We start from the raw sequence: 23,695 nt of genomic DNA, 5'->3' as shown, positions 1-23,695 counted from the left end.
TGTGCTCAAAGAAGGCCACGATCTCACGAGGACTCGGCATGGCATAGATAGGTGGCAGGATCATGCCGCCCGCGCAGCCAGACGCCACGGCCGACTGGCACGCTTCCAGCACATCCTCGACACGCAAGTCGGCGACGCCTGCCAGGACAGGCACGCGCCGGGCCACATGATCAACCGTCAACTTGTAGAGGCCTGCGCGCTCGGCCTTGGTGAGCGCATAAAATTCTCCCGTGCTGCCAGCCGCGACGATGCCCTTCGCGCCATTAGCAATCGCATCGTCGATGAGCGCCTTGTATCGGGTCTCATTGATGAAGCCGTCGGCTCCGAAGGGAGTAACGAGCACGGGGAAGATACCTCCCCAGTTTATATCGGACATGATCCATTATCCTCAGCTGAGGGATGTGGTTGGAGGTTCGGTCACCGTCCCGGCAAACCGACCGCTATGTGCGGATTCCGACGAAGCCGGCCATGCATTCCAATTCGAAGCCGGCCGGGTATTCCGATCTGAAGCCGGCCACCCGTGGCGTCGTTCGCATGGGTCAATTTCATGATGTCGTCGAGGGCTGGGAAGGTCAAGAGACCGGTTGATCTTGAGCGGCTTGCTTCTGCTTTCTGAGGCTCTCTCCCTTGAGTTCGATGCGGTAGGCATTGTGGACGAGGCGATCGAGGATCGCGTCGGCGATGGTGGGGTTTCCGATGATTTCGTACCAGCGATCGACGGGCAGCTGGCTGGTGACGATAATCGAGCGGGATTCGTATCGATCCTCGACGATTTCGAGCAAATCACGGCGCTGGTCGGCGTCGAGAGGTTCTGGTCCCCAGTCGTCCAGGATCAGCAAATCAAGTCGTGCGATCGCCCGGAGCATCTTGGTGTAACGGCCGTCGGCGCGGCCGAGTGCGAGGGCGGCGAAGAGACGCGGCACACGATGGTAGGCAACTGAGAAGTCGTCTCGGCAAGCCTTGTTGCCAAGGGCGCAAGCGAGCCAGCTCTTGCCGACGCCGCACGGCCCGGTAACGAGGAGATTATGTCGTGCCCGGATCCAGTCGCCGGCGGCGAGTTTTAGAAAGAGCGCGCGGTCGAGGCCGCGGATAGCGCGGTAATCGACATCCTCGACGCAGGCGGCATGACGCAGCTTGGCGGCTCGAGCTCTGCTTTCGAACCGCTTTTGCTGACGCAGCGTTTTCTCGTGTTCCAGGAGCAACGCCAGCCATTCGGCGTGTTCGAGGCTGCGCGCTTCGGACTGGGCATCGAGGTCCTTGAAGCCTTTGGCCATACCGTGGAGACCGAGGCTATGCAGCAGGTCGAGGGTGGGATGGGTGAGCATGCTGGATAATCCTTTCAATGGAAGTAACCGGGGCCGCGCAGATTGGGATGTTCGATGATCGCGTCCTCGGTATCGCGAGAACTGCGTTCGAGCTTGTTGGCGATGATGGAGGCGATGCTCTTGTAGGTCAGCGCGCGGACCGCAACCGCGCGGGCCGCGATCAGCTCGGAGCGTTCGGGATCAATATCCTTGAACAGCCGAAGCACGCCCAGGCAGGTCCGGAATCCCTGTTCGGGATGAGGCCGATTGGCCAGGATGGCGAGGACGAGCCCCTCAGTGTTGGGCCCGATTGACCGCCCCCAGCGCCGGAATCGATCGGGAGTCCACTCGGCGTAACGCCGATGCGCACTGGGCATGTGATCGGGATCAGTGCCGTGCCGGCGGCCGCCATAACGGCGCTGATGAGCAGCAACACGCAAACCCCGATGGAACAACTCGATAGTCCGGGTGGTAGCGCGAACATCGACCTGCTCCCGGATCAGGCCGTGTGGAACTGAGTAGAAGAAGCCGTCGACCTCGACGTGATAATCGAGCGAGACGCGGGCCAGGAGCCATTCCGCGAACTGATAGTCGGCATCCGGCAACGGCGCCAGGACGGGCCTCTCGACGGTCTCGAACAATTGTCGGCGACTGACGCCGATCCGGCGCATGACGTGGGCGTTGATGCGCTCCAGCGCGGCGGTGATTGCCGCGTTCGCCTCGGCCAGGGAGAAGAAGGTCTGCCGGCGAAGCCGCCCGAGGATATAGGTCTGGGCAAAACGCACTCCGGCTTCCACTTTTGCCTTATCCCGGGGCTTTCTTGGCCGTGCCGGAAGAATGCCAACGCCGTAATGGGACGCCATCATCCCGTAGCTGCGATTGATTTCAGGGTCATAGAACGAAGCCCGGTGCACGCCGGACTTCAGATTGTCAGGGACGACGAGGCGGGGCACCCCGCCAAAGAACCGGAACATCCGGACATGGGCCTCGATCCAGTCCGGAAGTGTCTGCGTCCAGCTCGCTTCGGCGTAGGTGTAATTCGAGGCGCCAAGCACGGCGACGAAGATCTCCGCGTCGCGCACAACCCCAGTTTTGCGATCAACGATCATGATCTTCTTGCCGGAGTAATCGACAAAGACCTTGTCGCCGGCCGGATGGTCCTGCCGCATCGTCGGAGACAGCCGCCGCTCGAATTCCCGGAATAAATCGCAGAACCGGCTGTAGCCATATCCTTCCGGGTGGACCGCCCGGTACTCCTCCCACAGCACCATCAGATTGACGCCAGGCCGCTTCAGCTCACACGCCAGCGAGGCCCAATCCGGCTCCCGGCGCCGGCGGAAGCCGCGCCTGACGCCGGCATGGGCAAACAGACGTTGTTCAAGAACGGCATCGGTCAGATCGCCCGCCAAAGGCCACGCCAGCCCGGCAGTCGAGGCACGCTTGAGATTGTCCTGGATGGTGCTGCGCGCCACACCGAGCGTGCGCCCGATCTCCCGGGCGCTCACCCCATCACGGGCAAGCCGAAGCATCTGTCGTATCTGTCGCATGGTCAGTTCTCTCTTGGCCGGCATCCGCTTCCCCTCATTGATCAACGAGGGACTTGATGCCTGAGGGACTGACCCAAACGAAAACGCCGACTTCCAAAACCCCAGCCGGCTTCAAATCGGAATGCCGGCCGGTTTCATTTCGGAATCGTGGCCGGCTTCAAATCGGAACGGTGGCCGGCTTCAAGTCGGAATACCCGGCCGGAATAAATCGGAATCCGCACGCTATGATCTCGAAGCGTCGCTTCGATAACATCTTACGCTGAGGCGGAGGACAAATTCGCCTGCTCACGGTCGCTTCTATCCATCTTATAATAAGCGTCGTCATATCACGTCGTCTGATGGCGCCTGAGACCAGTGCTGGAATAGTCCAGTCCTTCCGTTCGGGTTCTGCAGCTCCGAATGGGACTACACGAGTTCAAACGTGTCTCCGGAAGCGGCTATGTTACCTTCCTCGGAGGTCGATCTGCGCCGATTGAAGCGTCGCCTTTATGTCGGAAAACACGAGCGGCAGTTTCGGAGTCAGTTGATTATTATTTTGTTCGATGAACCGGAGAAATTCGTCATCGTACATGCTCACATAGTTGAGATCTCTGACCGCCGCGGCTGAAAATACTGGCACTGATGACAGATCCACTATAGTACGCGGCTCCAACCGCAGAAGTGCGTCCCGAAGAGTGGCCTCGTACTCATCATTCACATCAGCGGTCGCGACTACAACGACCGACTGTGGTTCGCGCGCGTACCCAATCTCGGTCGGACGCATGAGCGCAACTTCTATGTCAACCCAGGGGCGAAGGCGCTTGCGAAGGTTCTTAGGGTTACGCGTCACGACTACCTTGGAACGGAAACGTTTTCCCACGTCACTCCTGATCAGCCCGCAACCAAGCATACCCGCCCCGATGACATAAAGGCGGTCGGGCAACTCTCCATTCGGAAATCGATCAGCTATAATGTCTTCGACGATCTGATCGTAGTTGAACGATGCGATGAACTGCTGTCGCTCGCGTACAGCACGACCCGTATCAATTGCGTACCGTGCAATCGGGAAAATCAGACTATTTGGAGTAACAAACTCCGTAGCCTTCGCGAGCTGCTGACTGATGTAACTCTCACCAAGGATCTGGGAATGGGCGCTGGATGCAATCTCGGCAAGACGTTCAGCAACTGCGTCCGCACCTTCTACCCGTCCGTATGAAAAATCAGAAAATATCATGCTGTTGACATCTCTGAGTGCGGTCGCGTCACTGTAGACCTCAACGCGCGCACAGGTCGCGACTAGCAGAATTCCAGCTCTTCCAAGATCGGCCGCTAGTGGCTTAATCTTCTCTGAAAGCTGCGCGACTGCGAGAGGGGCGGTCATTTGGTGATCAATATACAGGCCAAGGAGCTCGTTCATCAGTTCCTCCTGAAGTCGATTGATGCTCAAGCGGCAGTTGACGCGAAACGCGCATCAACTTCTCGGTCTTTCATCGAGGCCAGCTCTCCTCGAGATGCACGACGGTATCTGCGCCCTTCAAGATCAGGGAGCTGGAGTAGCTTTTGAGGACGTAACGATAATGAGGATCTTGTGCTCGTGGCCGACAGCGCTAGCGATCGTGTAGGGCAGATTTTCCGATTTGCGCACAAAATACGACCCCACATTTTGCCTTTCCTTTCATCTAGCGATGTCACGTCAGCTGGCAGCTCCCGCCGCCCTGCGATGACGGGTTTCCAAGAAATGTGCCAAGCTGCGCAAAAGAACAGGTGGAGTATTTTGTGCATATCAATCAGCAGCCTAAACGCGCGTGAGGCTGGACGCCGCGCCGACCACTGTCGCGTCACGGACTCGACAAAGGCGACACTCGGTAGGGTCCCTGACGTGTTTCAATGGAATGGGAGAGCGGATCGTCCGCGGGAAGCGGCACTCACGCGACATCGACCTGCGTCCCCTTGTCAGCTGTGGGACGATGTCGAGAAGATTGGGGTCGGAGATCCATCTTTCCGCTTTGGTGAGCAGCGCGCCCGTTAGGAGTTGGAGCTCTTCAATCGATGAGCTACCGCGGGCGAGAGCATTGCCGTGGACTGACGGCCGTGTTGCTCAACAGGCAGAAGACCGCTGGCCTTTGCCTCGGGCCCTTCTCTGTCTAACTGACCGAGGGAGGCACGACGCAGTCATTCACGCAATGGCTGGGTTCTCCAGCAACGCCGAGTCGGTCTCACATGAGTCCGCCAGCAATCAGGGCTGGCTTGCCGTGCATCAAGGGGGCTTTGATGTTAAGCAATCCCGACACGGCTACCAATCCGCATTATAGATGCTTTTACTTGATTGTAGGTCCTGAAGTGGTGCCCTGTTGCGATCTGTTGACGACCTAGAACAGGCCATCGCACGGCCCAACGCATTGCTTCGATCTGGTGGGATATGGCTTCACCCGCTCCGCCGCGACGGATAGCCGCATGGCAGGTGAGCTGGATAGGCGTCACTGGCGCAGACCGGATCGTAGTGACGATCCCGTACCCCCCTTCCGCTGCAGCGGCTGAGGCCGTGAAGGCGGCATCGACGGCTGGAATCCTGCACTACGAGAAAGTATGTCGGCCATCCTCATGTCTAGCAGCCGATGAGACGGAAAGGAAATGAGCGCGGAACATGAGCTTGCATGGGACATTTTCGAGTCGGCGGCCACGGCAACTCGCCTCCGAGGGACCGCACCATCTTGCACTCCCCTTGCCCTTGATCAGGACAGCGCCGATAGCCGGCTGTCAGACGGCGACCGCCCGCCGCCGCACTGTGAGTCGCACCGGAGCTTAGTAGCGGCCATGCCGGTCTATATTGCGCGGAACACGAAGGCCGGCTGCTCATCGCTTGATGCCGCGCTCAGCATGCGCTCCGAACGAACGCCGTAGTGCAAACGCTCCAGCATCTCACGATCGCCAGCGTCGCGATCCGCTCGTCCACCGTCTTCTCCAACACTCGAGCTAACTGTTGCGCGCCTCCAGCGCCCTCTGATCGGCCATTGCCACGATCATCGCCTTCAGCGCATGAGTGTCGCTGAGCTCTGCAACAACCTTTGTGATAAAGTATGCTGCGCCCAATCACGATTTAAAATGCTTCTTGAAGCGAGCGATGATTAGTTCCGCAACATGATCCGAGCGGTCCACTCCAGAAACAAGTTTCGTGTCGTATAGTCCTCCAGGGAAACCGAGATCGAATTCAATAATGTAGGGATAAGCCATATCTAAGGCACCGAAGTTGATCCCATGTGCCATCAGGTTTTTGCCGATCAACTCAGCAAGCGCCACTTCATTGGCATTCAGATCGACCGGAACGGCCTTTCCTCCTTGTGTTAGATTTGATCTGTGATCATTTGGATGGCGCTGCCGACCGTGCCAGGCAACAACCTTCCCACACGTAACGATGATGCGCTTTTCGCCTTGGGCGACCTCCGGGATAAACTTCTGAAGAATTGCATAGTCAGCCATGAAGCCGCCCAATCCGCCGTAATCCATCTCGCTTTGCGCAACGGTGTTTCCGGTAAGGCATTGGAGGATTGTTCGAACGTTTGGTCCGTTTTGAGGAAGTAAGAAGACGTTTTGCCCGCAGCCGGAATTTGGCGGCTTGGCTACCCACCACTGATCCGGGGCTTGCTGATAGCGATCCCAAAGTGACGAGAAGTCATTCGATACATATGAAAATGCTCGGTTCTCCTTTGGGACAAGATAGCCCATTGCATGCTTGCTATTTAGAAATACCAGTCCTTCAACACTGTTAACAAAGGGCGTCTGTCGTGAAGCTAACCACAGCATGCGCCAGATATCCCGGAACACGCGAGCCTGGGGCGAGCCGAGGACCCAGATCAGTTGGCATTCGTCAAGAAAATAGGTCTCACGAGTCCAAGGTGCCACGGAGCCGGGAGAATACGGCTCGGCATCTTCTGGGACGAGGACTCCTCGTGTGAAGTACCGGTAATCATCTGCCGCGATAGTATTGATCTCGCCGAGAATTACTTCGTAGCCGATGCGACGGAACGCGCTGCTAAGAACTGCATCGTTTTCACCTAAGCAATCGAGACTGTTTATGAGTATGAGCAATCTCATCACGTCCTCCCAGATATAACCAAACGGCGATTAGCTGCACGTCAGAGCTGCGATCACGTCGAGAGCACTATTCTGCCCAAGTAGGACATCTCGGAAATCACGTCGACATCCCATTCGCGGCGATCTGCCTGTCGATGTGAGATTCGGGAGCTAACTACAGCATCACTCGGTGTTGCAGCGTCCTAAATGCAACCGCTGTGCCAGCCTTATAGTCGCTTTGTAAGTTGCTAATTGCACATTGGAAAAGTCGCTATTCGTCGACTGACGCTATGTGTTGTGTACCTGACAAGATGTTCGCCTTTGTTGGAAGGGGGACAACGACTGCAAGCGAAGCCCTCTTGTCCATCGGTGGGAAGTCGCAGCGGTGCCGGAACAGCATCGAAAAGCCGCTGCTATAATCGCGGCGAAGATCTCTCAGACGCAATCGGCAGCCTGGTCAGGCCTGCTCCGTCTATCATTCATCGACCCCGACGGTCGTGGATGGCGGAATGGCAAAGGTCTGACGCGAACTACGATCGTTGAAAGAGCGACCTGGTGCGCCGATCTTCGCTAGGTGACCATTCTCTTCGATCGAAGCATTTAGAACCTGAAACCTGCAAAGCTTAGACGGTCCGGGCTTACGGTCTGCAGCAGATGCACAGTAGCATCTCGAACATCGTGGATAAGAATGTTCACCACCCGTTCGTAGCGCGACTTCAAAACCTGCGAAATTGGCCGCCTCGGATTCCCCCACGAAAAAGCGGCGGTACGAATGCCAGTGCGATGGGATGACTCTACTTGTAGCGCGTCCGCGCACCGATCAAGTGAAACACCTGATAACGCCACTCTTCTCATCGAGGCAGAATCCTTCCGATCCGGCAAGCTCTAGCTTTCCGAAGAGCCAAGCCCGCCAGTGCCAAGTCGGCGACGGCGAAACCTCGGAAGCCAAAGAATGCCCTGATTGAGGCGACACGCTGCGGTGAACTATAAGCGAGATGCACAAGATCATCCTGAAATCGAATTGATTCGACGTATCGGTCTGACGCATCTACCGGTGACGAGGACTGCTCTAATGCATCTGTGACAAATACGTCAAAGGCGCTGAGCGTTTCCGACCGCCAACTTCTACCCCCATCCACGGCCGAAACGAAGGACGAAGCTGGCAACAACCGAGCGTCCAGAAACGATTTCAATCCCGGCGAACTCGGAACCATGGTGATCACGATTTCGCTTTCACTCAATAACGCATCAGGATTGTTCGTAATAATCGGATCGAGTTTCTTTTTTGATGCTGCGGCTGCAGCTCTCTCAGCCGAGAGAACACTCCGACTTAAGAGATGGATTCTGCGGAGTGACGGAAACAGATCGGCAAATGCATCTATGTGGCTAAGCGCCTGCAACCCGCAGCCGATCAACCCAATGCTCGCAGGTGCTTGAGGCCCGAGAAAGGAGGCTGCGGCCGCTGACATCGCAGCTGTCCTGATCAGTGTGATTGAATTTCCATCAAGAACGGCGATAGGGACGCCAGTCTTGTAATCGCTCATACATATCAATCCGTTAACTGTCGACCGTTCGGGCATCCCCTCGACCGGAATAGCGGCTACCCATTTCATTGTCGCAAGACTCTTGGTCTCCGAGGCTGCACTCATCGAGCTGAACCAGGAATTTGGACCGATGGTGATGGTCGATTTCGGTAAACCAATGTTACTGCCAGCCGCATTGTCGCGAAAGGCACAAATGACCGCCTCTCGCGCCTCACGCGGCGAAATTTGGACGTCCTGGACATCAGCATTCGACAAGTAGAGCAGTTCTGCCGACATTTGAGGTTACCTTCCGATGTGAGACTAGCCCGCGTTATCTCAGGCACAAACAATGCGAGCCCAAGATCGGATCTGGCGAGTCTTCTCCGGTATTGGAACGAACATAGGCGATCGCCCAAGTTCCTGATCCTATCAAAGAAGATAGTTGCCGACGGGCGCGTGAGTTGCTGTACCGGCTTGGGATATAGGTCCGGACTTGGACGTACGATGATGCTGATGCAAACCGGGCCGATGTCAAAGTCGTCGATCCGGTTGTAATGGTTCCGCATCCAAGGATGGTGACGGCGATGGTGGGATCAAGGAAGTAATCGTGATCACGTGCGGAGACGAACACGACCGACGGTTTAGGTGTGCTGGAAAATAATGTCCTGGTCAAAGTTGGTTGGGCTAGCTTGGAGATCATCTGTCATTTGAGGGTCCCGTCGCGGCGCCAAACCCAACGAGCGAAGCAGGGCCGCGCGCGGGGGAGGGGACCTTTGGGTCGGCGGCCTGATCGCGCGGGGGGTGATCACCCGCGTTTCCTTTCCGTGGCAATGAACACAGAGTGGGCTGATCCCGATGCTCCGTGGCGAACCGACGCATGCGCATATCGTGCCAGAACGCGAAGCGCGGGGCACCAATTGCCAAGCGCAGTTTCAGGTGATTGTTCTGAGGCCTACTACAATCGCGCCCGCCCGATGCTCTCAATTCCGGCGATAGCCTTAGCGACCTCGTCCATGGCATCCTCATCCAATTGCACGATCGGAAGCCGCGTGCCGGGCCGCATCAAATTGAGCAAGCTCAACGCATATTTCAGGGCAGCCGGGCTCTCCTTTGTCAGGCAGGACTCCAGTAAAGCTAGGCGAGCTTGAAAGTATCGGGCGGTCTGGAGGCGCCCCTGTCTTACACTGGAAAAGATAATTTGACAGAGGTCTGGACTCACGTTCGCGAGTAGCGAGATGCATCCATCGCCGCCTTCTGCGATATATGCTACAGCATTTCCGTCGTGGCCAGACAGCGATCGAAAATCCGACCGCAGCAGCGAACTTAAGCGCATAGGACGGCGGATGTCGCCCGCGCCATCCTTCAGTCCGACGAACTGCTTGGATTCGGCCAGGCGGACTAGGGTTTCGTCCGCTAGTTCGCCGACAGTTCGTGCGGGCACGTCATGCAAAATAATGGGCAACCCGGTGGAATTAGCGATGGCGCAAAAATGCGCGTAGATACCGTTCTGCATAGGACCGTGGTGGCAAGGCACAACCGAAAGAACCGCGTCTGCGCCGGCTGCCTCTGCGCGCTGTGTCGCTTCAATGGCCTTGTTGGTGGAGTTAGAACCAGTGCCCGCAATGACCCGGGCGCGCCCCTGCACGATTTCAACAGCCGCACGGACGATCATATCCCGCTCTGCGTCTGAAAGAGTCGGCGCTTCGCCGGCCGTCTCGCAAACCACCAGAGCCGAGACGCCGGCTGCAATCTGGCGCTCGCAAAGCCTTTCCAAGGCTTTCAGATCTATGCGGTCTGCTTCATCGAATGGAGTCGGGAGGTCAGGTATGTAACCCGTCAGCCAAGCACTGTCATTTGGTCGTGAGGTCACGCCGCGTGCTCCATTTGGCCGAGTTTTTCACGGGGTGCCCTAGAGCACAGGACCGCCGATGGCAGTGACATCAGCTTTAATCCAGGACTTCACTTGCAACTTGTATCGTAAGGCGAAGCCGATTTCGCCCTCGCCACACTCGTATTAGGGTCGGGTTAGCTGGTCGCGTGTGGAGCGCAATCATCACGTTGATGGTCTCTTGCCGGTTCGCCGCGTAGCCATACGCCTCTTCTAGTAGCATGACGTATCAAGCCACCCGCCTCCTGCCGGGGATCTGGCGGAGTTTCGGGAAATGTCGAGTTCGATTTCGCGCAACACCTCGATGATGTTTTCTGCTTGGCGGCCATTCTCAAACTGAGCGTATTTGAACGCTTGGGCGCGGGTCAAAAAAAGACCGCCAAAAGTGCCATTCTGTTCCCGCGCAACCCAGTTGCCACGGCGATTCCTGCCAACAAGGACGGTCGGCGCTGCGGGGCTGCGCGAAGGAGGGTCTGCGAGCTTCATGTCCTTAATCCTTTCATGGGAGGGTGTATGCTCATCAGCTGACACCGCCAAATCGATGCTGTAGCCGTTCACGACTGGTCAGGCCGAAGATCTTTAGCATGCTACGCTCATATTGAGCTAAACGTCAGTGGCTTCATGAATCGACCGCTCAGCAAACTCCCGGTAATGCTGGATAGCTTGACCGCACTGATCCCGGACGTGATGATGCTGCGAACCGCGAGGCTACGTTTCATTTCAGTGTTCCTTGATGCCGGGAGTCTTCGGCGGGCTAAAGTACCGGTACTGCGGGCGTTGCACGATGTGTCTGTAATTTGGCCCCTGCGTCGACGCTCAGCGGCCTAATGCCTATCATTCTCGTCATCTGAAACTCCCGGAAGAACCACCGTCTCTGTGATGGCCATGTTTGCCTGAGCAATCGGCGTGCCACACGATCCAATTGTGCGCTCGGCTACATCGACGTGTTCGTTCCGCGAAGGCTCGTTGGCATCGCAAAGACCGGAGCGAGTAGGGCAATTGACGGCCTGACCTTAGTGCTGTCCTGAGTCAGAAGTTTGCACATTGAAGTTCGCGTTAGACTCGCATGTCTTTCTGGACAACAGCGGCCACGGTGATGACGCCCTTCACGGATGAGCGGCTTCTGGGAACTCAATCCAGTTGGACTGGCGTGTGCGGGCAATGGCGTCACTGTCCGAAAGCACACGGGGCTGATGTCGGGATCTCGCCAAGCTGTTTGGAGCGCGACATTGCGCCCTCAAAATCGTGGATACTTCGCCGCGACGTACTGGCATAGATCCTGCTGCGTCCTTTTTGGGAGAAAGCCAGGAGGACGCCATGCAAGTCGACAGTCCGCTTTCCATCGTCGTCAACCACGCGCGAATATGTGTATCGTTTTACTGCAATCTCCATTGCGAGCACTGCTACGTTCCCGAAGAGTATCGAGACCAGTACAAACGGCTGTTGGAGCCATCACAACTATCTATTGATGAGATGACAGATTTCATCGATCTTCTCGCCGACAAATATTCCCTGATGAAAGTCTCATTGACGGGTGGCGAGCCGCTTCTGAAATTGGTGTTTCCGCGCACGGCAGCCCTGATGGCCCATGCGAACAAGCGAGGCCTTCAGGTGCAGCTGAACACAGGAGGGCTCGGCCAGGTGCCAATTCCTGATGTGGTTTCAATCTTCGACGATCCTAAGAAACTAACGTTCCAATTCAGTTTTGACGGTGCAAAGCGGGAGACCGTGGAACGCTTCCGGGGCAAGGCGGGTGTTTACGATTCCGCACTCCGGCAGATGGCTGAGGCGGTCAATTGCGGGGTCGTGGTGCAGGCCAGGATGACGGCTAACCGGCACAACGTCGGTGAGGCGCTGGACGCCTATCGGCTCCTGTCGTCGGTCGGCGTCCACTCCTTCAGGACCAAGCCGATGTTCGCCTCAGGTGTTGCCCTCGGCAATGAGGATGCGCTCTTGGGCTCGGCTGACGAAATTCGAGAGCTGCAGGAAGCGCTGATGGGGATTGCTGCGGAGCCCAGCTCATCACGCCTCGAACTGCCGCCGCCTATTTTCGTCGACACGTCGCAGCCGCGCCCAAACGTCAGATATACCGAATGCGACTGTGGTAACACCGCGGTCTACCTCTCTACAAACGGCGATTTGTATCCCTGTTCCTTCGTCGTCGGGGATCCAGATAGCCGCGAGTTCCTCCTCGGCAATGTCCGATCGTCGGAATTCGACCTGGAAAAGGTTTGGCGTACCTCCCCGGCTCTGAAGAAGTTTCGGGCGAACAGCGGCTGCGGCCAATGCCCGAGCCAGGTCGCGCTCCTGAAGAATGTGGAGAACCGTGCGCTTGCCTGCGCATGACGAAGCGATCGATGAACGAAAAGCGGTCTCGTATCGGACGTTCTCGGTGCGCGAGGACGCAGTATCCCACCTTGTCAGCGCCCGTCAGGTCGACCCAGTGTCTGGCCTATTGCGTCCGGTGTTCTGATTGAGGCAAACGTGAGAGAGTATCAGAAGGCATGCGAGGAGATATCATTCTCGTCGGGCTCGGTGCTTATGCCCGGGCGAAATATATTCCTCTAATTGAGAATGCCGTCTCCAGCGGTCGAGCATCGGCCTTCCATGTCGTCGAGCTCGACAGCGTGCGAGATGACGTGGATGCCTTTTTCCGGACCCGCACCTGCAAGCCGGCGAGCGTCTCGTGGGTACCCGATCTCCGGCGACGGGCGATCTGGTATTCCGGTCATGGGGAGGACGTGCTGACGGCTCTGGCACGTCCAGGCACGAAAGTGATCGTCGCTACCGAACCCAAGGCTCATTTGGGCTACCTTCGCGCGGCGCTTGGACTTGGCCTTGATTGCCTGGTCGACAAGCCCGTCGTTCTTCCGATGGGATCGAATGGACGCCCTGCTGCAGACCGTCTGGTTGGTGCGGTCGCCGAGCTCAAGGAGATCTGCGATCGGACTGGCGGCCGTTGCGTGGTCATGACGCCGCGCCGCTACAACGCCGTGTACGAATTGATTGGACGCTATGCGCGCCGCGCCTCCCGAAACCTTGGCACACCGGTCACCTATATTGGTATCGAGCATCACGCGGGAGTGTGGAACACGGAGGAGGAGATCCTCTCCCGGGAGGACCATCCTTACCGTCACGGCTACGGAATGCTTTGCCATTCCGGTTATCACTACATCGATATTCTCTCCGGTCTCCTGGCTCACAATGAGGACCACTTCGGGAGGCTGGCGGTCGAGCTGGATGTCCACCGGGCGACTGCCGCCGACCAGGTCGGGCAGGTTGGCCCGGATCCGGTCGGCAGGCTTCGCGGCGACGCGCCAGACGCTGCATTGTTTCCCGCGCCACCGTTCTGGGGTGAGACGGATATTGTCTCGTCCGGAGCCGCAAAGCGTTCCGGAAGCCGCGATACCGTCTGCCTGTTTCGGCTCGACCTTCTGCAGACCAGCGTGTCGTTGCGCAATTGGCGGCAACTGCCAACCGATGTTTACAACAAGAACGGACGGTACGGGTCGGAGACCGTCCGCTTGAATATCGGTCCCTTCGCAGCAATCGAGGCCAGGATCTTCAAACGCCCACACGTAAGCACGGAAGGTCATCCGCAACTGACCAGGGAGGCGCACATCACGCTTTGGCGGAATGCGAGTTTCCTCGGCGGCGCAGTTTTACGCGAACGGCATTATCCCGCACGGGACACGCTTATCCGGAACGCTGATCTTGGCGCTGGCCGCAAAAAGTTGTTTGACGATTGGCTGGCGGGACGGAGCGACAAGAGTTCCCTTGATTCGCACACCCGGACGATCTTGCTCTTTGCTCGCTATTTGGCGGCGCTCACGACAGATGGAGCGAACCGAGATCAAGCGACCGCATCACGCGCCCTCAGCAAAGTGCCGGCATGAATGTCGACGCTTCGGCTTCAGCGCACCCTCGGCATTCTGGGCTTGCAGTGTTCACCGGAAACCGCCCGACATTAGCCATCGTTGGTCGTGGCCGGGAAGGTGGGGCTCTTGGCCGTACGTACGGCATGCCAGATTTATTTTATGACCAACTGCGAGACGAATGATGAGTGGTGACCGTCACGACGTCCTATTTGACGGTAGCCATCCTCTGCCCAGCAACTACCGGGCGTACAGGGACTCGGTTCACAGCTCGGCTGGTCCAGGTGCTTCGACAGAATCCGGGGTGCCGTTTTCTCGAGATTGGCGTAGGACCGAGCTTGGGAGCGGTTCAGGGCCTATGTGGGTCTGGACTTCGAACATGTCTGCGCCCGACGCCGGGCCGATCTGGCGGCGGCCGGCATCGCGATCGAAACATCACCTTTCTGGGAAATCCGTCAGGAACCTATCTGTTCAACCTGATCAGGCTGGCCAGGAAACGAGAAACTTTCGAAATCGTTTATCTCGATGGCAGCCATTCGATCTATGTCGATCTGGCGGCCGCCATCGCGGCGGTACGGCTGTTGAGGCCTGGCGCCCTGTTCCTTTTCGATGACGTGAGGTTTTGCTTCGGAAGGAAACATTTGATCCAGACCACGACTCAATATGCGGATGCCAATGAGTCCAAGCAGTTGACCCAGGATGAGGCCAGCGAACCTCACGTCACGATCATCATCCGGGACTACCTAGTCCCTCTGTTTAGCTTTGAGGTGGAGCGGTCGTGGTCGGATCCTGATTGGATCGCACTCCGGGCGCCCAGGTCCGCTCCGTGGATGCGAACTTGACGCTTCTCCCACCATCGGGCTCCTCGATCGGCGTTTGCACAAAATCCAATCACGACCGGCGCCGGGAGCGGCCGTTATGTTGGAACGCATCGCGTGCGGTCGCGATGCTTGAACGTCGTATCGTCCATCCGTCTCCATCGGCGAGCTCGCCGCGAGGTGCGCGTCCGAGGGATGCCCGCCGATCCGAGCTCGCGCTTACGCTTGCACGCATCGTCGGATCTCCAACATGTCGGACATGAGCACACCGCTCTCGGATTGATCGCATTGATCTTCCACTTGGCACGACACATGCACGACTATTCGCAAACGTCCGCGCCACCGACTGGAGATATCATGATCACCTTCGCCGAGCAGCGATCACTGAGTGAAAAGCTGCGCTTTCCCGAGTCCACGCAGCCGTTGGCCGGCAGCCTTCATGTGATCGATGTTTCACGCCGCTGATGTGTCAGGCCGAGCGGTAAACGAACTTGCTGCAACAGCCTATGAGATCGCTCGCCGCAGAAGCGGTTGGCGGCGGGCAGAGGGGCTCGGGCAATCGTCCACATGCGCAATGCGCCAACTAAGGGGGAAACATGCTATTCAGTCAGGACGAACTTGCTGAGCTGCCTGCTAAGTTCCGCTGGGGCCATTCAGCGATTTCGCACATTCTATGGGGTGACGCCATTCTATCAAAGGAAGATCAAGGAAGAGGTCGAGGCCTTGGGCAATCATCTGGCCATCGCCGGGCTAGCGAGAGAGGTAAGCCAATCTGCAAAACTGTGCTGTGACCGACGCCGTCGCTGCAGCTGTTCGCGCGAACTGCCTGCACCTCGTACTCCCGCACAACGTATGTCGGCGCTTGCCCCGGCACGAGGATCGACAGAAAGGGCGCGAAATATCCACCTCGCCCGTCATATCCGGTAAAATATCTGAGATGACCATGGGCAGTCACGACGAGCGGACGAGCTCCGCGCGAGCCATAGCCTCGAACACTCTCTCCCGCCGATGGTCATACGCCGATTGCGGGAATGGGACACCGGTGAAAGGAATCGCTGAGACTGTCGTGGCCATAGGTCACCTCGATCGTTCCTTTGTCTAAAATTCAGCGCCTCGATGGTTTTGGGCGTTTCGTCCCGTGCGCCAGGCAGAATTCCTGGATATTTTGGTCGTTATGCGCGTGATTTGACTGCAAGTGGCGCGCTCGCTTCTAAGCGCATCATAGTTCCGCCGCTTTTACAACGAAAGCGGCAGAGGGACAGGCCTTTGTTGGCCTAGGCGTTCAATCTCCGCGACCGAGAAACCGGTTCTCTGCAGGATGTCGCGACCCTGCTCGGTGCCAGTCCGCCAACCGGCGGCTGTGTCACGCTCCAGGTCGACGACACCTGCATCCGGCGGATGCGTCCTTCAACGGGATGATCAATGATCTTGAAGAAGCCGACAGCCTTAAGGTGAAGATCTTCGAGTTCGTTTCGAGCGTACGCATCGGCATAATGTCTGCGCGCTCCAGGAGGTCGCGCTATTCTGCGGTCGGTGCCGTCGCAGGCGCCCTCGTCGGCTACACCGCCGGACCTTCCATCGCCCGGTCATGGGGCGTGAGAGGGGCGCGTTCGGCGCGACACCGGCAGCCGCCGCGTCGCGAGGTGAGCCGTGCGGTTCCCACCAGCGCTCCGCCGCGCACGCGCGAAGCGATGGAGGCCAATGGTCAGATGGGAGCTGCCGCCAATCCCAATCCGCCGGTTCAAGCTGCGCCTGTGGTGCAGCCCGTTCAACCTGCTCCTGCGGGACCAGCGGAGACGATGACGCCACCCGTTCAGGGTTTCGAGTAAGGCGGTAGCCTACGCCGCGGTCTTCGGCCGCAGCCGATCGAGCGTCCTTGCGATCAGCGCGGCCACGTCGGCCACCTTTGAACCAATCCGGAATTCGGGGCCGGCGACGACGACCGAGAGGCGGCGATCGCCGATCGGCAGCGGGATCGCGGCGCCGGCAAGGTCGCGGCTGTAGTCGGCAAAACTCTGGCAGTAACCGCGCGCGATCGAATGGCGCAGCTCGGCCTCGACCGCCTCGATGCTGATCGGCGTCGACGGGCCGTATTGCTTGAACTCGATCTTGCGATAGACGGAGTCGCGCTCCTCCGGCGAATATTGCAGCAGCAGTGCGCGGCCGCTCGCGGTGGCGTGGATCGGCACACGGTGACCGATGGTGGCGAAGTAGCGGATTGCGGCCTGGGATTCGACGACGTCGATGAACACCGCCATCACGCCGGCCGGCGCCACGATGGATGCGGTCTCGCCGGTCTCTGCGGAGAGGTCGGCGATCAGCGTGTGCGTCCACGGCGGCAGCGGCTCGACCTCGGAGATCATCCGCGCCATCGCCAGCCACCGCGGCGTCGGGTAGAAGCCGGCGCGGGGCCGCGGTTCGTAGAGATAGCCCTTCTCCGACAGCGTCGCGAGCAGGTTGAAGGTCGACGAGCGCGGCCAGCCGAAATGATCGGCGATCTCTGCAAGCGTCGCCGGCTTCCTCGCTTGCGCGAAGAATTCCATGATCTCCAGGACGTTGGCGGCTTGGCGAACGATCATCGTGAGGCTTGCATCCTGATCTAGGGCTGGCCGAGGATCTTGTTCGCGGCGCGAAGATGCGGCTTGTCGATCATCTGGCCGTCAAGCCGCAGCGTGCCGGAATCTGGATTGCTGGCGAACTCTGCGATCACCTTCTCCGCCCAGGTGCGCTCGGCGTCGGTTGGCGCGAACGCCGCGTTGACGACATCGACATGTTTCGGATGGATCAGCGCCTTCGCCGAAAACCCGTCGCGCCGCGCCGCACGCGTTTCCTGCTCGAGGCCTGCGAGATTGTCGATGTCGGTGTAGACCGTATCGATCGGCGCCACTTCCGCCGCGGCCGCCGCCATCAGGCAGAGGTCGCGCGCGAGGCGATAGGGGCTGTGGAACACACCGCCCGAGGCCTTCTCGGTGGCGCCGAGCGAGGCCGAGAGATCTTCCGCGCCCCACATCAAGCCCGCGAGGCGAGGGGAACAGCCCTTGTAGCTGCCGAGACCGAAGATCGAGCTGGCGGTCTCTGTCGCAACGCAAACGATGCGGCTCGCGCCAATCGCGATGCCGGCCGCAGCCTCCAAAGCTTCGAGCCAGGTCGCGACCTGCCGCACGTCGTCGCCGCCCTGCGATTTCGGCAGCACGATGCCGTCGGGCTTACCCGGCACTACCGCGGCGAGATCCGTCAGCGTCATGCCGGTGTCGAGCGCGTTGACGCGGACATAGAGCTGATGCGGGCCGCGAGGCCCCTTCAGCATCGCCAGCGTCAACCCGCGCGCCTCCGGCTTCTTGTCGGTGACGACGGAATCCTCGAGATCGATGATCAGCGCGTCGGCCTTGCCTTCGCTCGCCTTCTCGAATTTGCGCGGGGAATCGCCCGGCACGAACAGCATCGAACGCATCAGACCGGCCTCTTGTGCATCATCGCCATGCGCCGGCATTTGCCGACGATCTCGTCGTTCTGGTTCAAGGCGTGGTGCTCGAACTCGACGATGCCCGCCTTCGGGCGCGATTTGGATTCCCTCAACGAAAGCACCTTCGTCGTCGCCCGCAAAGTATCGCCGTGGAAGACCGGCTTTGGAAAAGTCACGTCGGCCATGCCGAGATTGGCGACGGTGGTGCCCATGGTCGTATCATAGACCGTCATGCCGATCATGATGCCGAGGGTGTAAAGGCTGTTGAAAATGCGCTGGCCGAATTCGGTCTTTTCGGAGAAATGCGCGTCGATATGCAGCGGCTGCGGGTTGAGCGTCAACAGGCTGAACATGGTGTTGTCCATTTCCGTGACGGTCCGGGTCAGCGGATGCCTGAACTCCTGGCCCACGGAAAAGTCTTCGAAATAAAGTCCGGCCATCGCTGTTTCCTCCCTCTTGTCCTGCGATTTGGCCAGCGCCTGCTGCTAGGGCGGCGCCGCCAGGTGCACTGCTTTCTGCTCTGCGAGCCGTTCGATCTCGTCGGTCGAGAAGCCGGCCTCGCGCAAAATGTCGCGGCCATGCTGGCCGAGCGTCGGCGCAGGGCCTGCGGGCTCCGGCTGGGTCACGCTCCAGGTCGAGGGCACGCGCATCTGGCGGATACGGCCTTCGACGGGGTGATCCACCGTCCTGAAGAAGTCGATCGCCTTGAGATGCGGATCGTCCAGAATCGTCTCCAGCGTGTGCATCGGCATCACCGGAATGTCGGCGCGCTCCAGCAATTCGCGCCATTCCGCCGTCGTGCGCGTCAGGAAGATGTTGCCGATTTCCTCGTAGATCTCGTCGATGTGTTTTGTGCGCGCGGCGTGGTTGGCAAAGCGCGGCTGCTCGAGGAAATGCGGCTGCCCGATCGCCTCGAAGAAGCTGCGCCAGTGCTTGTCGTTGTAGATGAGCACGCAGAGATGCCCGTCGCTGGTCTTGTAGGGCCGGCGATAGCGCGAGAGCAGGCGGGCATAGCCACCATGGTCGAGCGGCGGATCGTAGGTCAGACCGCCCAGATGATCGACCAGCACGAACTCCGTCATCGATTCGAACATCGGCACGTCGATGCGCTGGCCCACACCTGTGCGTTGCTGGTGCATCAACCCGCCCATGATCGCATTGACCATCATCAGCCCGACGATGCGGTCGGCGATGGTGACGGGAACGTAGCGCGGCGTGCCGTCGCCGGCGGCCGCAAGCAATGTCGGAATGGTGGCCGCGCCCTGGATCAAATCGTCATAGGCGGGCTTGGCGGCATAGGGGCCTGACTGTCCGTAACCGAAGGCGCCGACATAGACCAGCGACGGATTGATCGCGGCAAGCGTCTCGTAGTCGAGGCCGAGCCGCGCCATCGCCTGCGGGCGAACATTATAGGCCAGCGCGCTGGCGCTTTTCGCCAGCCGCAGCAGCGTGTCGCGCCCGTCGGGCTTCTTGAGGTCGAGCACGATGCTGCGCTTGCCGCGATTGGCATTGTGGAACATCCCGCCCATGCCGGGCGTGCGGCCGGGACCGATCTGGCGAACGATGTCGCCCTCGGGGCTTTCGACCTTGATGATGTCAGCGCCCATGTCCGCCAGCACCTGGGTGCCGTAGGGGCCCATCAGCACCGAGGTCAGGTCGAGAATGGTGAAGCCGGCGAGCGGTCCCATGGAGCCTCGTGGGATGAATTCATATACGTGAAGTTAGGATTCATAAATCGGCGATGTCAATTCAGGCGCTCAGCCAAGGGGTGCATAGCCCTATGCATCGTTCATATACTTGACAAATAAATTCACATATATGTACATTTTCTTCAAGCAAGAAATGGAGCGAGGGGCCGAATGGCTTGGCAGCCAACGGCTGCCGCCTTCAGCGTGGGACGCGTCAGGGAGAATGAAATGAAGAGGAATCTGGTCCGGGCTGCAGCCGTGCTCGCTTTGTCGCTGCCGGTCTCGACACTGTCGGCGCAGGCGCTCGAGCTGAAGGTCGCCGATAGCTTCCCTGCTGGACATTACCTCGTCCGCCTGATGCTCAAGCCCTGGATGGACGACGTCACCAAGCGCACCAACGGCGCGGTGACCTTCACCTATTATCCGAACCAGCAGATCGGCAAGGCTGCCGACATGCTGCGGCTGACGCAGTCCGGCGTGGTCGACATCGGCTACATCGGGCCATCCTACGTCTCCGACAAGATGCCTTTGTCGGAAGTGGCGCAATTGCCGGGTGCGTTCGCGACCAGCTGCCAGGGCACGCTCGCTTATTGGAAGACCGCGCGCGAAGGCGTGCTCGCCAAGCAGGAATACGCACCCAACAAGATCAAGCTGCTGATGGCGGTGGTGTTGCCGCCGTACCAGGTGTGGACCGTCAAGTCGAAGGTCGAAACCACCAAGGACATGCAGGGCCTGAAGCTGCGCACCACCGGCGGCGCGCAAGATCTCACGCTGCGCGCGCTCAATGCCGTGCCGGTGCGCATGGCCGCGCCCGATGCTTATGAGTCGTTGTCGCGCGGCACGATGGACGGGCTGTTGTTCCCGCTGGACAGCGTCGTGGCCTATGGCCTCGACAAGCTGGTCAAGCACGCGACCGAAGGCGTCAGCTTCGGCAGCTTCATCGTCGCCTATTCCATCAACCAGTCGGTCTGGGACAAGCTGCCCGACGACGTGAAGACCGCAATGAACGAGGCTTCCGAAGCGATCACGCCAAAAGCCTGCGCCGATGTCGACAAGGAAGGCGAAGTCACCAAGAAGCACATGCAGGACGAAGGCGTCACCTTCGATCCGCTGCCGGAAGCGACGCGCGCCGAGATGAAGGACAAGCTTAGGGGCGTCGGCCAGGAATGGGCCAGCGGTCTCGACAGCCGCGGCAAGCAGGCTTCTGCCGCGCTCAAGGAGTTCGAAGGCTTGCTCGCCGTCGGCAGCAAGTAATCCGCAAATCGAAGAGGGAGGCGCGAAGTGATCGAACGGGCGGGGCAAGTGCTCGGCGCGCTGGAGCGCGCGCTGACGGTGATCGCAGTGCTATTCATGTTCGTGATCATGGTGCTGGTCGTGACCGACGTGTTCATGCGCTATGCGCTGAACAGCCCGTTCTCCTTCACCTATGATCTGATCGGGCTCTATCTGCTCGCGGGCGTGTTCTTCTTCACGCTGTCGGACGCCTTGCGCGAGCATGTCCATGTCGGCGTCGACATCCTGTTGTCGCGCTTCTCGCCGGCGGGGCGGCGGCTGTCCGAGATCGTCACCGCGCTTGCAGGCCTGTTCGTGTTCGTCCTGATCTGCAAGGTCGGGTTCGAGCGCGCGCTGGAGAATTACGAGCAGCATGACGTCCTCTCAGGCGCCATTCCCTGGCCGACCTGGATTTCGGCGGCGCTGGTGCCGTTCGGCTGCGGCGTGCTGGTGCTGCGGCTGGCGCTCCAGCTGATCGGCAATGTGCTGAGCCTCGTCAGCGGACGCGACCTCTATCCGCTGCCGCCTGTGACCGGCGTCGGCGAAGCGCGCGGCTTCGAGTAACGGCGGATATCCATGACACCTCTCATCGTTCTCGCTTTGCTGTTCGGCCTGCTCGCGCTCGGCACGCCCGTCGGTTTTGCCATGGCCTTTTCCGGCTCGATCGGCCTCGTGATGGTTGGCGGCTTTCCGACCCTGTTCGGAATCCTGGAGACCGCGCCGCTCTCGACCGTCTCGTCCTACGAGCTGATCACCATTCCGATGTTCCTGCTGATGGCGGACCTCGTGCTGCTCTCGGGCGTCGCGGATGATCTGTTCAAGACGGCCTCGGCCTGGGTCGGCCGCGTTCCCGGAGGCCTCGGCATGGCGACGGCGCTCGCCGGCGCAGGCTTTGGCGCAATCTGCGGCACTTCGACGGCATCGGCTGCGACGCTGTCCTCAACCAGCCTTCCCGCGATGATCCGCCAGGGCTACGAGCCGAAGATGGCCGCCGGCGTGGTTGCGATCTCGGGCACGCTGTCGATGCTGCTGCCGACCAGCGTCGCGCTCGTTATCTTCGGCCTGCTCGCCGAGGTGAACATCGGAAAACTCCTGATCAGCGGCATCATCCCCGCCATCCTCGTTACCTTCACCATCATGGCCACGATCTATTTCCTGGTCTGGCAGGATCCGTCGCGTGCACCCGCCGCGAAATCGGTGCCGTGGCGCGAAAAATTCGCACTGCTGTGGCAGGTTTCGCCGATGGTGGTGCTGTTCTCGATCGTCACGGGCACGATCTATCTCGGCGTCGCGACACCGACGGAGGCGTCGGCTTTCGGTGCGTTCGGCGCCTTTCTGCTGGCGATCGTCAAGGGCAAGATCACGCCGACCTCGCTGTACAAGACGCTGCTGCGCGCCAGCCACGGCACCTGCATGATCATCATGATCCTGGTCGGTGCCTCGATCTTCGGCTACTTCTTCACGCTCACCCACGTGACGCAGGATCTAGTCGCCTGGATCGGCTCCTTGCCGACCTCGCGCTGGGTCATCATCACGCTGATCCTGTGCGGCTACATCGTGCTCGGCTCCTTCATGGACCAGATCGCGATCCTGGTGCTGACCGTGCCGATCGTGCTGCCGCTGATCAAGACGCTCGGCTTCGACCCGATCTGGTTCGGCGTCATCAAGATCGTCACCGCCGAAGTCGGCATGATCACGCCGCCGGTCGGCCTGAACTGCTTCATCGTCGCCCGCTATGCGAAGCGGCCGGTGGCGGAGGTGTTCCATGGCACCTTCCCGCATTTCATCGCGCACCTGATTGCGATCGCGATTCTGGTCGCGTTTCCGTCGATCATTCTCTGGCTGCCCTCGCAGATGGGACGCTAAGATCGGAGCCGTGCGGCTCCCAGTAAGGAGATCAAGAACATGGATTTCGCGCTCACCGATCAGCAGGAAGCCATTCGCGACGCCATCGCAAAGATCTGCGAAGGCTTTCCCGATGCCTACTGGCTGAAGAAGGACCACGACGGCGGCTTCCCGCACGATTTTCACAAGGCGCTGGCCGACGCCGGCTGGCTCGGCATCTGCGTGCCGGAGGAATATGGAGGCTCGGGGCTCGGCATCACCGAAGCCGCGATCATGATGCGCACGATCGCGGAATCCGGCGCCGGCATGTCCGGTGCGTCTGCGGTGCACATCAACGTGTTCGGTCTCAATCCCGTCGTCGTGTTCGGCACCGAGGAGCAGCGCAAGCGCATGCTGCCGCCGATGGTCGAGGGCCGCGAGAA

General features: G+C 59.5%; 20 protein-coding genes. 7 read left to right on the top strand and 13 right to left on the bottom strand.

The genetic code is table 11. The annotated features are described in order from the left end of the window. From YUA_RS0139865 to YUA_RS0139815, 8 genes are all read right to left on the bottom strand, one after another. The coding region (locus tag YUA_RS0139865) for a dihydrodipicolinate synthase family protein (protein WP_027535636.1) at positions 1-376 on the bottom strand (376 nt) is incomplete at its 3' end. 196 nt (positions 377-572) lie between these two features. After that, positions 573-1,325 (bottom strand): IS21-like element helper ATPase IstB, encoded by a 753-nt coding sequence (istB, locus tag YUA_RS0139855; protein WP_027535634.1) that lies wholly within the window; start codon positions 1,323-1,325, stop codon positions 573-575. Positions 1,326-1,339: 14 nt separating this feature from the next. Then, positions 1,340-2,851 (bottom strand): IS21 family transposase, encoded by a 1,512-nt coding sequence (gene istA, locus YUA_RS0139850; protein ID WP_198029591.1) that lies wholly within the window; start codon positions 2,849-2,851, stop codon positions 1,340-1,342. A 442-nt stretch (positions 2,852-3,293) separates the two neighbouring features. Further along, complete coding sequence (locus YUA_RS0139845; RefSeq protein WP_027535632.1) at positions 3,294-4,247, bottom strand: hypothetical protein; 954 nt, start codon at positions 4,245-4,247, stop codon at positions 3,294-3,296. Between the two features lie 1,673 nt (positions 4,248-5,920). Then, positions 5,921-6,922 carry a RimK family alpha-L-glutamate ligase gene (locus YUA_RS0139830; RefSeq protein WP_027535631.1) on the bottom strand — a complete coding sequence of 334 codons (1,002 nt, stop codon included), beginning with the start codon at positions 6,920-6,922 and terminating at the stop codon, positions 5,921-5,923. An 830-nt stretch (positions 6,923-7,752) separates the two neighbouring features. Then, the gene (locus YUA_RS49485; RefSeq protein WP_084293177.1) at positions 7,753-8,721 is read right to left on the bottom strand and encodes a hypothetical protein; all 969 of its coding nucleotides are present in this window, start codon (positions 8,719-8,721) and stop codon (positions 7,753-7,755) included. Positions 8,722-9,379: 658 nt separating this feature from the next. Then, positions 9,380-10,294 carry a 4-hydroxy-tetrahydrodipicolinate synthase gene (gene dapA, locus YUA_RS0139820; RefSeq protein WP_027535630.1) on the bottom strand — a complete coding sequence of 305 codons (915 nt, stop codon included), beginning with the start codon at positions 10,292-10,294 and terminating at the stop codon, positions 9,380-9,382. 231 nt (positions 10,295-10,525) lie between these two features. Continuing rightward, positions 10,526-10,798: a hypothetical protein gene (locus YUA_RS0139815; RefSeq protein ID WP_027535629.1), complete on the bottom strand. Its 273-nt coding sequence runs from the start codon at positions 10,796-10,798 to the stop codon at positions 10,526-10,528. Between the two features lie 831 nt (positions 10,799-11,629). On the opposite strand from YUA_RS0139815, the gene YUA_RS0139810 reads away from it, so the two are divergent. Next, positions 11,630-12,658: a radical SAM protein gene (locus YUA_RS0139810; protein WP_156947607.1), complete on the top strand. Its 1,029-nt coding sequence runs from the start codon at positions 11,630-11,632 to the stop codon at positions 12,656-12,658. A gap of 158 nt (positions 12,659-12,816) precedes the next feature. After that, positions 12,817-14,208 carry a hypothetical protein gene (locus YUA_RS0139805; protein ID WP_027535627.1) on the top strand — a complete coding sequence of 464 codons (1,392 nt, stop codon included), beginning with the start codon at positions 12,817-12,819 and terminating at the stop codon, positions 14,206-14,208. 434 nt (positions 14,209-14,642) lie between these two features. On the opposite strand, the gene YUA_RS0139800 is transcribed toward YUA_RS0139805, so the two are convergent. Next, positions 14,643-14,906, bottom strand: a complete 264-nt coding sequence (locus YUA_RS0139800; protein ID WP_156947606.1) for a hypothetical protein — start codon at positions 14,904-14,906, stop codon at positions 14,643-14,645. 1,514 nt (positions 14,907-16,420) lie between these two features. Here YUA_RS0139800 and YUA_RS46535 point away from each other — a divergent pair. Continuing rightward, a complete protein-coding gene (locus tag YUA_RS46535) occupies positions 16,421-16,834 on the top strand; it encodes a hypothetical protein (RefSeq protein ID WP_371259945.1) in 414 nt (137 codons plus the stop codon). 9 nt (positions 16,835-16,843) lie between these two features. Here YUA_RS46535 and YUA_RS0139780 read toward each other — a convergent pair whose 3' ends face one another. From YUA_RS0139780 to YUA_RS0139765, 4 genes are read right to left on the bottom strand one after another with little or no spacing between them, the layout of a single operon-like run. Further along, positions 16,844-17,584 carry an IclR family transcriptional regulator gene (locus YUA_RS0139780; RefSeq protein ID WP_027535624.1) on the bottom strand — a complete coding sequence of 247 codons (741 nt, stop codon included), beginning with the start codon at positions 17,582-17,584 and terminating at the stop codon, positions 16,844-16,846. 20 nt (positions 17,585-17,604) lie between these two features. After that, entirely contained in the window at positions 17,605-18,456 is an 852-nt protein-coding gene (locus YUA_RS0139775) for a CoA ester lyase (RefSeq protein WP_027535623.1), read from the bottom strand. Continuing rightward, positions 18,456-18,944, bottom strand: coding sequence for a MaoC family dehydratase (locus tag YUA_RS0139770; RefSeq protein WP_371259946.1), 489 nt, complete (start codon positions 18,942-18,944; stop codon positions 18,456-18,458). The genes YUA_RS0139775 and YUA_RS0139770 overlap by 1 nt, the downstream gene beginning before the upstream one ends. A gap of 9 nt (positions 18,945-18,953) precedes the next feature. Then, complete coding sequence (locus tag YUA_RS0139765; RefSeq protein WP_027535621.1) at positions 18,954-20,156, bottom strand: CaiB/BaiF CoA-transferase family protein; 1,203 nt, start codon at positions 20,154-20,156, stop codon at positions 18,954-18,956. A 228-nt stretch (positions 20,157-20,384) separates the two neighbouring features. Here YUA_RS0139765 and dctP point away from each other — a divergent pair, with 228 nt between their 5' ends. The 4 genes from dctP to YUA_RS46530 all read left to right on the top strand — a co-directional run. Then, on the top strand, positions 20,385-21,410 hold the full coding sequence (gene dctP, locus YUA_RS0139760) for a TRAP transporter substrate-binding protein DctP (protein WP_027535620.1): 1,026 nt from the start codon (positions 20,385-20,387) through the stop codon (positions 21,408-21,410). Between the two features lie 27 nt (positions 21,411-21,437). Beyond that, complete coding sequence (locus tag YUA_RS0139755; protein WP_027535619.1) at positions 21,438-21,992, top strand: TRAP transporter small permease; 555 nt, start codon at positions 21,438-21,440, stop codon at positions 21,990-21,992. Positions 21,993-22,004: 12 nt separating this feature from the next. Then, entirely contained in the window at positions 22,005-23,294 is a 1,290-nt protein-coding gene (locus YUA_RS0139750) for a TRAP transporter large permease (RefSeq protein WP_027535618.1), read from the top strand. Between the two features lie 39 nt (positions 23,295-23,333). Continuing rightward, the coding region (locus YUA_RS46530) for an acyl-CoA dehydrogenase family protein (protein WP_035972965.1) at positions 23,334-23,695 on the top strand (362 nt) is incomplete at its 3' end.

The sequence above is a fragment of the Bradyrhizobium sp. WSM3983 genome (assembly GCF_000473045.1).
GTDB lineage: Bacteria > Pseudomonadota > Alphaproteobacteria > Rhizobiales > Xanthobacteraceae > Bradyrhizobium.
Note: the sequence above shows the minus strand (reverse complement) of the source record. Positions and strands in the feature narration are given on the sequence as shown.